This is a genomic window from Streptomonospora halophila (genome assembly GCF_039542725.1).
In the GTDB taxonomy this organism is placed as follows: Bacteria; Actinomycetota; Actinomycetes; order Streptosporangiales; family Streptosporangiaceae; genus Streptomonospora; species Streptomonospora halophila.
Window position 1 is genome coordinate 159,415 of sequence record NZ_BAABIK010000012.1, and the last position, 11,044, is coordinate 170,458.

The window sequence follows — 11,044 nt, forward strand, 5'->3', positions numbered from 1 at the left end:
TCGCTCTTGCCCGGGATCATCCCCGCCTGGCCGACGGGGACACCGACTTCTTTCAGCGTATGCGCCCTCTCTAGCGTTTGGGCACATCCGCCCAGTAGGATTTTCCCGCTCTGTGCGCGGGCCCAACCCCACCGTCGGGTCCTCGAACCCACCCCCCGCCGGAGCGGGGCTGATGGCTCCTCCACCTTAGGCAAAGTGTCGGACTTCTTCGTACGGTCTCCTACTCCGGTGCGCTGTCCATCACCGGTAGGTGGACGGCGAGCAGCGTGACGTCGTCGTCCTGCTCATACCCCGCGAGCATGCCCTCAACAAGGTACTGGAGCATGTGCTGTGGATCGCCCACCACCTCCGGCCGCGCCTGGGAAGCTACGGTGACCAGTTCGTCGAGACCGGATGCGACCGCGCGCTTTCGGTTCTCAACAAGTCCATCGGAATAGAGCACCACGGTGTTACCGGGTTGGACGAAAAACTTGTGGTGGCCCCGCTCGGAGCTGACCCCCAGCGGGGTGTCGGGGGCGGTCTCCAGCAGCCAGGGGCCCGCGTTCTCGGTGACCACCAGGGGCGGCAGGTGCCCGGCGTTGCTCAGGTCGATCTGCCCGGTCTCGGGGTCGAGCACGAAGTAGACGAGCGTGGTGACCTGGTCGACACCCTCGGTGGCGTCGAACATCCGGTCCAGGCCGGTGAGGACGTCGGCGGGCTCGGGCATGCTGAACGCCAGCGCGCGCAGCGCGTTGCGCACCCGGCTCATGCCCGTGGCGGCCTTGATCCCCTTGCCCATCACGTCGCCGAGCACCCCGGCCACGCGGCCGTCGGGCAGCGGGAACGCGTCGTACCAGTCGCCGCCGACCTGCACGTGCTGGGTGCCCGAGCGGTAGAACGCCTGCATCCGGATGCCCTTGACCTTGGGCAGGTCCTCGGGCAGCAGGCTGGCCTGCAGCGCCTCGGCCGTGCGGTGCTCGCGCTCGAAGAGCTTGGCCCGCTCCAGGGCCAGTGCGCACTGGCCGGCCAAGGCCTCCAGGAACACCTTCTCCTCGTCGGAGATGTCGCGGGCGCTGGCGAACGTGAAGCGCAGCGCGCCGATGGGCTGGCCGGCGCTCAGGAGCGGCAGGGCGACCCAGGCGCGCTCGTCGGTGGCGCGCAGGAACTCCAGCGCCTCGGCCTCGTCCGCGTCCTCCAGCAGCGCCCGCATCTCGGCGGGGTTGCCGGCGATGAACGGACGGCGCTCGCGGACCGCGAACTCCATGGTCACCGGGCACTCCGCACCGGCGGCGGTGCGCGCGCCGGAGCGGGCTCCGTGCTCGTCGCCGAGCATGTGCAGCCGCAGGTCGTCGCGGTCCAGCTCGCCCAGCGCGGTCGAGTCGGCGCCCACGGCCGACTGCCCGATCTCGGTCATGGCCTGCACGACCTCGCCCACGGTCAGCGCCTCGGCGAGGTCCGCGGTGGCCTTCTGCAGCCGCACCGTGCGCAGTGCGGCCTCGCCCAGCTGCTGGGTGAGGCGCTGGCGCATGTCGTCGGCCTCGTGCTGGGTGGTGATGTCGCTGTGCGCGCCCACCCACTCCATCAGCGAGTCGCCGCGCATGATGGGCACGGCCCGGGAGCGGTAGTAGCGGAAGTCGCCCGACTGCGTGCGCACCCGGAAGATCTCGTCGAAGGTGGCGCGGTCGGCGACGGCGTCGTTCCAGGCGCGCTCGACCTGGTCGCGGTCGTCGGGATGGGCGGCGTCGAGCCAGCCCCGGCCCAGGTACTGCTCGGCGGTCTGGCCGGTGATGGTGCGCCACTCCGGGCAGTCCTCGCGCACCTCACCGCCGGCGTCGGCGGTCCACACGACCTGGTTGGTCGCGGTGAGCAGCGACCGGTAGCGCTCCTCGGTGCGCCCCAGCGCCACCTCGGCCCGGTAGCGGTCGGACAGGTCGACGGCGATCATCGCCACCCCCTCGGCCTCGCCCTCGCCGCGGGCCGGGAACCAGGACAGCGACCACTGGCGCCGCTCGCCGGACTCGTCGGGCTCGCCGGCGGCGAGGCGGTGGCCGCTGTCGACCGCCTCGGCTCCCGCGAGCACTTCGGCGATGGCGGCCTCGTGGGCGGCGGCGTCGTCAGGCGAGGCCAGCACGTCGGAGGGGGTGCGGCCGCGGCACGCGGGCTCCTCCAGACCGTAGATGGCGGCCAGGGTCCGGTTCATCCGCTGGAACCTGCCCGCGCGGTCGAAGAAGGCGAACCCGATCGGGGCCTCCCTGAGCAGCGTGTCCAGCAGGGCGGAGTCGACGGGGCCCAGTTCGGACATGCGAGGGGGCGGGACGGACGTCTCGGTGCTCAACAATGACACCTCCGGGGTCCTTTCCCCCGTTCGAGGGGACTCGCCTGGGCGAGCGCCAGAAGCTTAACCAATGCGGGCGGGCACCTGTGGAGGCGGAGGCCGCTTCGTCCACGGCTCACCGGTGGCCGCGCCGATCACTCCCTATCGTCCATGACGCACCGGCGACGTGCGATCCCTGACGCGAAATCCCGCAAGGGGGCGTGCCGGGCCCGTCACCGCATCAGCATAGGCCACAACCGCATCGACTCGCCGAGACGGGGACTGCGGAAAGTCAGCGGCCATAGCGGATGGTAAATAATACGCCTTGGTGTCCACCCTAGGCTGCTGTCCACCGTTTCGGATAGCCTTTTCCTAATGCCGTGTGGTTTGCGCAGGATAAGGCTGGAAAGTCTGCCTACTCTAGGACACGCCCCCTGTCCGAAAACAGGACCGCAACCGGACGGTGCACGGCCGCTGCTCAGCGGCGACCGCGTTCACAAGGGCTGACCGGCCGCGTCTCAGCGGCGCGCAAAACCTCGTTAAGGCCCTCCGTTGCAGGGGTTGACACCCCGCCATAACGAAGTGAAATGGATTGTGGTCGACGAGTCGACGGCCAGGCCAAGCATGCGAGGGGGCGTGAGCGAGGATGCTGCAAACGTATCCAGTGGGTGATCTGCAACGTATCGCCGGACGACTCCAGGACGAGTTCGTCGGGCTCGGACTGTCCCACCGATGCGTCGAACGCTGTGTCCACGACACGTGGAAGTGCGCCGAGCACCTCGGCTTCACCGTCACCGCCGGACTCGTGGAGCGGGTGGCCCGCGAGCACCTGCAGGCCATGGTCAAGTCCGCGCCGCCCTCCGGGCTCATCGCCCCGCCGCGGACCCACGGCCACGACCGGCTGGCCTGACCCGCCGCACGCAGCGCTCCGCACGCCGCGCTCCGGCGCCGACCGCGCCTCGTCCGCCCCGCGCCCCCGGCGCGGGGCGGACGTGTGCGCACCCGCCCCGCGGCTCCCGGTCGCCGGCCACTCCGCCCCGCCGCCGGCGGCGCCCCGGACCGCCCGCCCTGCGCCCCGCGCAGCCCGCGCCGCGCCGATCCGCCCCGCTGCCGGGCGTTCGATCGCGCGCACGCACCGCGTCCGATACCGCCGGTGCCCTAGGCTCTGTGGGGTGTCCGTACCGCCCCACTCAGACCAGCCGGACCCCGGTGCCCTGCCTGACGCCGTCTTCGCCGAGATGCTGCGCGCCGCACGCGCGCTGCTCGCCACCCGCGACCCCCTGGACGCGGAGATCGGAGTCAGCGAGATGCTCGGCTCCTGGTGGGGCCGGCGTGTGCCGGGAGTCGACGTCGAGCGCCTGCTCGGCGACGGGCTGGTGGCCCACGCGCAGGCCTCCGGGTCCGCGGCCGGCCTCGCCCTGCTCACCGGGATCGCCGTTCTGGGCACCACTGTCCGCCAAAGGGAACTGGCCGAAAAGGGAGCGGCAACGCTCACCGAGCGCGGCGTCGCCCGCCCGGTCTGGGCCGAGTCCGTGGGACGCGCCCGGCCCATCGCCGCCTACACCTCGGGCACCCGCTTCGGCGACACCGACGACGTCATCACGACCTTCCGCTACGGCAGCGGCGACGACGACGCCGAATCCGGCGAGCACGCGCTGATCGCCGTCCTCGACCACAACAGCGGCGGCGTGCTGCGCGACGCCTGGGTGACCACCAAGGTCGAACGTCTGCTGGAGCACTGCCGCGGCCAGGCCGAGGGCGGCGACCCGATGGCGACCTTCACCCAGATTCGGCCGGAGCGCGCCCGCCACCTGCTGGAAGGCGCCGTCGAGCAGACCGACCGGGCCATCGCCGCCAACGCCGGCGGCCCCGGGATCACCGACGGTTCGCCGGCCGCCCACCACGCGCTGATCAGGTCGCGCGTGCGGGCGCTGCCGCGCGACCCCAGGGCCAACCAGCGCGCAGCCCGCAGCCGCGACCGGCGGGCCACCCTGGCCGCGCGGTTCCTGGCCTCCGACGCCGCTGCGGAGCTCTCCGACTCCGGCGCCGCGAGCCGCTGCGTAGACCACATCATCGCCTACGGCTGCGACGCCGACTCCGACCGCCCGCTGCGGGTCAGCCCCCGAAAGATCGAGGCGTTCCTGCTCAGATGGCTGCCCCGGCGCGTCATCCTGCTGCCCGAGGAGCACGAGGCCATGCCGCACGTGCTGGCCGCCTGGATCCGCTGGGCGGGACCGCGCCACGGGCTGCCCGAGGTCGCGGTCAACGCGACCCTGGACGCGCTGTGGGAGGCGACCTCGGCCTTCACCACCTCCTACCTGGACGCGGCCTCCTTCGGCCTGCCGCCCGAGGTCGTGCGGCGCCTGGTCCCCGACGGCGACCTGTCGGCGCTACCGCGCCGGATGTTCGCGTTCCCGCTGCTGACCAGCGACCTGCTCGCCGAGTCCGAGGACGAGTTCGACCCCGCCACCCGCGAGGGCAGGCGCGCGCTGCTGCGGCTGGACCACTTCGGCGAGTACGACTCCCCCGTCAAGCACAAGGGCAAGCACTCCACCGGCGCCCCGGCGGGACCCTCCGCCGACCCGGCCGCAACGGAGGAGGCGCTCGACGCCCACGAGCGGCTGGCCGAGCGGCTGTGGAAGGGCGAGCCCGCCGAGCTGTGGACCGCCGCCGAGCGGCTGCTCGACCGCGGGCATGAGCGCCCGGTGGTACTGCGCATGCTGATGGAGGTCGTCGAGGACGCCGAGCCCGGCGAGGACGTCACGGCCCGCCTCGAAGACCTCTGAGGCGCCGGCACCGTTCGCCTGCGTCCGACCGGGTCAGGGCGGGTCAGAACGCTGGGAGGTACCACGCCGCGAGCATGGTGGCGAAGACGGCGACCAGCACGGCACCGGTGATCGCGAACCCGATCCGGAACGGATGCCGCTCGAGGACCGAGACCAGATCCAGCCCGGGGTACATGTCGGAGAGCTCGCCGGCGCTGACCGGCTCGCGGGGACCGCTGGACGGCACACCGAGCGCGTTGACCAGCCGGTCGACTTCACCGCGGGGGTAGAGAGCGGCAGGCAGCCGGAAGAGGACGGCGCGCCGGGCGTCGAGCAGGAACAGGGTGTCACCGGGCGATCCCCTGTGCGCGACGAGGGTGGCGCGCACCACCTCCGCCACGCGCGACCGCGCCCGGCGCCGCTGGAGCACCAGCCCGCGGGTGACGACCTCCTGCTCGGTGAGGACGACCCGGGCGCTGTGGATGTGCCCGGCGCCGAAGGCGAGCATCGCGCCGAACGGCACCGCCGCGGCCAGCGCCGCCGCGCCGCCGGCGCCGACCGCCGCGCTCGCGACCACGGCCACCGAGAGCGCCGCCGCGGCGCACAGGTACATCAGCCCCTTGCGCCTGTCGGGCCGCAGGACGAGGTCCTCGTGCATGCCGTGCAAGTGCCACCGCCTCCCCTACTCCAGCTACTGTCCCAGCATGCGCCCGCGCACGGCCTCGACGGTGGGCCGGTCCAGCCCGAGCCCGTCGCGGACGTAGCCCTCGAAGGTACCGAACACCCGCTCCACCTCGGCGTAGGCGTCCTCCAGGTAGGCCCGGCGGCACTCGGTCATCGGCGCCACGAGCGCGGGGTCGACACCCGAGCGCTCGCAGGCCTCGCGCGTCAGCTCCTGCATCCGGACCAGCCGGTCGTTGCTGGCCAGGTAGTCGGCGAAGACGGTCTCGCGCGGCACCTCCAGGATCTCCAGCAGCACCGCCGCGGCCCAGCCGGTGCGGTCCTTGCCGGCGGTGCAGTGGACGACGGCCGCGCCGGGGCCGGCGGCGATGCGCCGCACCATCTCGGCGTAGCCCGCGCGGGCGTCCTCGGCGCTGACGAGGACCCGGTTGACCTCGTGCATGAACCTCGTCGCGCCGCCGTCACCGAAGACGGTCCGGGCCCGCCCGGGCTCCGTCAGCACCTGCACCAGGTCGGCGCCGGTCGAGTGGTCGCCCTGCACGTCCAGCACGACGTGGTCGGCGCCCTCGGGCAGCCGGTCGGGCCTGCTTTCGCGCTCGAAGGACGTGCGCAGGTCGATGACCTGGCGGACACCGGCCTCCTCCAGCGTGCGCATGTCCGCGGCGTCCACCCGGTCCAGGGCATCGGAGCGGAAGACCACCCCGGGGCGGACGCGGCCGCCGCCGCGCGTGGCGTGTCCGCCGAGGTCGCGGAAGTTGGGCGCGGTGGACAGCGGGGCAGGCGCTAAGTACGTCACGGCCCGACCATACCGGGCGGTATCCGACACGGCCGCGGCGCCCGTACGTCCGCGGGCTGAACAGGTCGTTGACGCGCCCGCCCCGGCAGCGGGCGGGCGGCGGTCCCGGCTCTAGCGCGCGCCGCGCAGGGCCGGGATCTGCTCGCCGGCCTCCTTGACGTCCTTGACCGTGTCGACGCCCCGCCAGAACCCGGTGATCCGGTAGCCGAAGAGGCGGCCCTCGGCGGCCAGGTCGGGGAACGTGGAGGACTCGTGGTCGCCCTTGGCCGGCAGCAGGTCGGTGGCGGCGCGCTCGAAGACGTAAACCCCGGCGTTGATCCAGAACGGCAGCATCGGGCTCTGGGTGAAGCCCTCGATCGCGCCGTCGTCGGTGACGTCGACGATGCCCCAGCTGGTCTGGTACTGGGCCAGCGCCAGGGTCGCCAGGCCGCCCTTCTCGCGGTGGAAGGCGGTGAACTCCTCCAGGTCGAACCAGGTCAGCACGTCGCCGTTGAGGGCGAAGTAGGGCGCGGCGGACTCGCGCAGCCCCGACGCCGCGTACCGCAGCGCTCCGCCGCGGCCCAGCGGCTCGTCCTCCACCAGCAGCGTGATGTCCAGCCCGGAGGGGTGTGCGTCGAGGTGCTCCCGCAGCACCTCGGCCTTGTAGCCGCAGGAGACCACGACGTGCTCGACTCCGTGACCGGCGAGCCACTCCAGCTGGTAGTCGATGATGGGGCGGTCGGCCACCTCGACCATCGCCTTGGGGCGGGTGTCGGTGTAGGGGCGCAGCCGCGTCGCCTGTCCTCCCGCGAGGATCACGGCCTGGCCGACGGGGGCGTTGGGTCCACTCATGGGGCGGACACTAGCAGCAGGCGCCCGCCGCCCGGCCCGGCCGCCGGAGTCACGCGGAGCCCGCGCCGCGGCCGGGGCGCGCCCCCGTCGGCGGGGGTCTGTCAGCGCTGGGTGGCCTCGGCGTAGGCCTGGCGCACGTCGGCGCTGGTGACTACGGTCAGCTCCGCGGCGGTGGCGCTGTCGCCCAGCTCCTCGGCGACCCGCACGTCGCGCTGCGAGCACGCCTTCTCGAACAGGGAGCGGGCGAAGCGGCCGTTGCCCAGTTCGTCGATCCAGCCGGACTCGCACACGTAGCCGAAGATGCGCCGCAGGTCCTCGCGGGCGGAGGCGTCGAAGGCGTCGCCGGTGCCCTCGGCCACGGACTCGGCGATCTCGGCCAGCTCCTCGGGGGTGTAGCTGGGGAAGGCGACCCGGACGTTGAAGCGCGAGGACAGGCCGGCGTTGCTGGCCAGGAACCGGTCCATCTCCGCGGGGTAGCCGGCGAGCACCACGACGAGCCGGTCGCGGTCATCCTCGGCGCGCTTGAGCAGGGTCTGCACGGCCTCCGCGCCGAAGGCGTCGCCGCCGCTGTAGCCGGGGTTGTGCAGGGCGTAGGCCTCGTCCACGAACAGCACCCCGCCCAGCGCCCGGTCGACCAGCTTGCCGGTCTTGATGGCGGTGGCGCCCAGGTGCTCGCCGACGAGGTCGGCGCGCTGGGCCTCGACCACGCCGGCGCTGCTGAGCAGGCCCAGGGCCGCGAAGACCCGGCCGAGTATGCGCGCGACCGAGGTCTTGCCGGTGCCGGGCGGCCCGGAGAAGACGAAGTGCCGCATGGGCGGATGGTTGCGCAGGCCCTGCTCCTCGCGCAGCTTGGCCATCTGCAGCTGGGCCACCAGCGAGCGCACCTGGCGCTTGACCGGCTCCAGCCCGATCATGGCGTCCAGCTCGGCCAGCGCCTCGTCGATGTCGGGCGCCTCGCCGAACCCCGCCAGCCGCGCGGTCAGGCCGTCGAAGGCCGCGGCGATGTCGGGGGCGCGCACGGTCACCAGCTCCGCGGCCTCGGGCGGGCCCGCCTGCTCCGAGGAGGTGACCACCCGCACGTCGCGCGCCTCGGCGGCCTTCTCGACCAGCGAGCGCGCGAAGCGGCCGTTGCCCAGGTCGTCGATCGCGCCGCGCTGCACGATCCGGTCGAAGCGGCGGCGCAGGGCGGGGCGCGCCTCGCCGTCGAGCAGGTCGCCGCGCTGCTCGAAGAGGAACCCGGCGATGCGCTCAAGCTCGTCGGCGCTGTAGCTGGGGAAGGTGATGCGGGTGGAGAACCGCGAGGCCAGGCCGGTGTTGGAGGCCAGGAACCGGTCCATCTCGGCCTCGTAGCCGGCCAGGATGATCACCACGCGGTCGCGGTCGTCCTCGGCGCGCTTGAGCAGGGTCTGCACGGCCTCGTTGCCGAACCGGTCGGGTTGCCCGTCGGAGTCGTTGACCAGCGCGTAGGCCTCGTCGACGAACAGCACGCCGCCCAGCGCGCGGTCGACCAGCTCGTTGGTCTTGATGGCGGTGGCGCCCAGGTACTCCCCCACCAGGTCGGCGCGCTGGGCCTCGACGACCCGAGGCGTGGGCAGCAGGCCGAACGAGTGGAAGACGGTGGCCAGCGTGCGGGCGACGCTGGTCTTGCCCGTGCCGGGCGGTCCGGAGAAGACCAGGTGGCGCAGCGGCCGGTCCACGGCGTACCCGGCGTCGGCGCGCAGCCGGGCGGCCTCTATGGAGGCGGCGATGGCGCGCACCTGCTGCTTGACCGGGTCCAGCCCGATCATGTCCTCCAGCTCTGCCAGCGCCTCGTCCACGGGCACGGGTACGGCGTCGTCGCCGCCGTCCTGGCCCGCGCGGGCGCGCCCGCCCTCGGTTGCGCGCTGGCGCGCCTGGCCGCCTGCCTGCTGCGCGGGCGCGACGCCGCGCGTGCCCCGGCTGCGGCCGGGCGGGGGCGCGCCGAGGTCGCTCATCGTGCGGCGCAGCCGGTAGGCCGCCACCACCCGCCACAGCAGGGCGGCTCCCGCGCCGGCGAAGGCGCACACGACCCCGAGCGCGGCGGGCGCGGACCCGGCGAGCATCCCGGCCAGGGCCGTGCCCATGCCGGCGATGAGCGCCACCAGCAGCGCCAGCAGGGTGGTGTGCCACACCGGGAAGGCGGTGATGCGGGTGGCGGCCAGCGAAACCAGCAGCGGCAGCAGGGGCAACAGCAGCAGTACCGACGAGTCGGCCACGCGGATGGGGATGAGGAACAGCGTGTAGGCCAGCACCAGCCAGCCGATGCTGATCAGGGCGGTGGCCACGGCGTCGGAGGAGCGCATCAGCGCCGCGAAGACCAGCAGGGCGGCGGCGGCCGCGAAGACGGTGGTGGCCACCGGCAGGCCCAGCAGCAGCGCCGCCACCGCGAGCACGGTCACGACGGCCAGGCCGGCGACGAGGCGGGTGCGCAGCGGGAACCCGTAGTAGAGGCCGCGCAAGCGGTTCAGGGCGGAGGCGCGGTGGGGCGGCTCCGTGGTGCGGGAGCGTTCGTCGCGCGGCATCCGTTTCCCTTCGTGCGTAGCGGGTCCCATATTCAAGCACTGCAGCACTGCCGCGGCGTGCATAGGAGCCGTGCCCAGCAGGGATCCGGCGTGTCGGGGCCTGACCGGCTACAGCAGGGGTATCTGGCCGCCGGGGTCGGGGCGCGGCTTGCGCAGGTGCCGCCACTTGGGCAGGGCGTCCAGGTAGGACCAGGTCATCCGGTGGTGAGGGGTGGGGCCGTGCTCGGCCAGTGCCGCGCGGTGGGCGGGTGAGGGGTAGCCGACGCAGGTGTCGAAGCCGTAGTCGGGAAACGCGGGGTGCAGGCCGGCCATGTAGGAGTCGCGGTGCACCTTGGCCAGGACCGAGGCCGAGGCGACCGCGACGCAGGAGAGGTCGGCCTGGATGCGGGTGCGCACGCTCCAGGGCGCGCCCAGGAAGTCGTGCTTGCCGTCGAGGATGACGGCGTCGGGCCTGAGCGCCAGGCTCTCCAGCGCGCGGGTGGCGGCCAGGCGCAGTGCGCGGGTCATGCCCAGTTCGTCGATCTCGCCGGGCCAGGCGCTGCCGACGGCGTGGTCGCGCACCCAGCCCCGCAGCGCCTCGGCCATGCCGGTGCGCCGCTGGGGGGTGAGCCGCTTGGAGTCGGTGAGCCCTTCGGGCGGGCCGGTGCCATCGGCGATCGCCGCGCAGACCACGACCGGGCCGGCCCACGCGCCGCGGCCGACCTCGTCGACTCCGGCGACGCAGTCGGCGCCTCCGGCTTGGAGCTCGCGCTCCAGGTCGTAGGTCGGCACCGGCGCCTCACCGGCGGCCGCCGCGGTGGAGGCGGCCGGGGACGGGCGGGTCGAGGGGGTCTCAGCGGTCTCAGCCACGGGACAAGCCTAGAGCGTCACCGGCGGCCGCCACACCTTTGCGGCCGGAAGCCGCAGGGGATTTCGGGGGGCCACCGCGTGTTACGCAGTGCCATGAGACGTCGCTGTCGGTAGTTTCCGCATGACTCCGGGTCGCCGAGGAAGGACGCATGGAGCTGAGCAGAGCACACAGCCGAGCGGGCCCGGTGCCGGCCCGCGGCGGGCACACGGACCGCGGGGCCCGTTCGGCGCGGGCCGCGCCCGCCGGAAAGCGGCGCGGCGGCGCCGGAGGACCGCGCGGCGGCGCGGG

8 protein-coding genes are annotated in these 11,044 nt (G+C 73.5%); 2 read left to right on the plus strand and 6 right to left on the minus strand.

The genetic code is table 11. The annotated features are described in order from the left end of the window. Nucleotides 1–220: 220 nt before the first annotated feature. Nucleotides 221–2,314 (minus strand): SpoIIE family protein phosphatase, encoded by a 2,094-nt coding sequence (locus tag ABEA15_RS12485; RefSeq protein WP_425579386.1) that lies wholly within the window; start codon nt 2,312–2,314, stop codon nt 221–223. A 625-nt stretch (nt 2,315–2,939) separates the two neighbouring features. Here ABEA15_RS12485 and ABEA15_RS12490 point away from each other — a divergent pair. Together ABEA15_RS12490 and ABEA15_RS12495 are read left to right on the plus strand one after the other, a co-directional pair. After that, nucleotides 2,940–3,203 carry a hypothetical protein gene (locus ABEA15_RS12490; RefSeq protein ID WP_344147972.1) on the plus strand — a complete coding sequence of 88 codons (264 nt, stop codon included), beginning with the start codon at nt 2,940–2,942 and terminating at the stop codon, nt 3,201–3,203. Nucleotides 3,204–3,531: 328 nt separating this feature from the next. Next, nucleotides 3,532–5,079, plus strand: a complete 1,548-nt coding sequence (locus tag ABEA15_RS12495) for a hypothetical protein (protein WP_344148036.1) — start codon at nt 3,532–3,534, stop codon at nt 5,077–5,079. Between the two features lie 43 nt (nt 5,080–5,122). Here the strand turns inward: ABEA15_RS12495 and ABEA15_RS12500 are convergent, their stop codons facing one another. From ABEA15_RS12500 to ABEA15_RS12520, 5 genes are all read right to left on the minus strand, one after another. Then, entirely contained in the window at nt 5,123–5,725 is a 603-nt protein-coding gene (locus tag ABEA15_RS12500; RefSeq protein ID WP_345556754.1) for a hypothetical protein, read from the minus strand. Nucleotides 5,726–5,749: 24 nt separating this feature from the next. Then, a complete protein-coding gene (locus ABEA15_RS12505) occupies nt 5,750–6,535 on the minus strand; it encodes a tyrosine-protein phosphatase (RefSeq protein WP_344147965.1) in 786 nt (261 codons plus the stop codon). Nucleotides 6,536–6,646: 111 nt separating this feature from the next. After that, entirely contained in the window at nt 6,647–7,366 is a 720-nt protein-coding gene (locus ABEA15_RS12510; protein ID WP_345556755.1) for a nucleotidyltransferase family protein, read from the minus strand. 101 nt (nt 7,367–7,467) lie between these two features. Further along, complete coding sequence (locus ABEA15_RS12515; protein WP_345556756.1) at nt 7,468–9,906, minus strand: AAA family ATPase; 2,439 nt, start codon at nt 9,904–9,906, stop codon at nt 7,468–7,470. Nucleotides 9,907–10,014: 108 nt separating this feature from the next. Then, a complete protein-coding gene (locus tag ABEA15_RS12520; protein WP_425579387.1) occupies nt 10,015–10,755 on the minus strand; it encodes a ribonuclease HII in 741 nt (246 codons plus the stop codon). Nucleotides 10,756–11,044 lie beyond the last annotated feature (289 nt).

What these genes read in the sequence shown, in the direction of transcription:
- ABEA15_RS12495 (WP_344148036.1), top strand. Translation starts at nt 3,532, where the DNA reads ATGCTGCGCGCCGCACGCGCGCTGCTCGCCACCCGCGACCCCCTGGAC.
- ABEA15_RS12490 (WP_344147972.1), top strand. Translation starts at nt 2,940, where the DNA reads ATGCTGCAAACGTATCCAGTGGGTGATCTGCAACGTATCGCCGGACGA.
- ABEA15_RS12510 (WP_345556755.1), bottom strand. Translation starts at nt 7,366, where the DNA reads ATGAGTGGACCCAACGCCCCCGTCGGCCAGGCCGTGATCCTCGCGGGA.
- ABEA15_RS12515 (WP_345556756.1), bottom strand. Translation starts at nt 9,906, where the DNA reads ATGCCGCGCGACGAACGCTCCCGCACCACGGAGCCGCCCCACCGCGCC.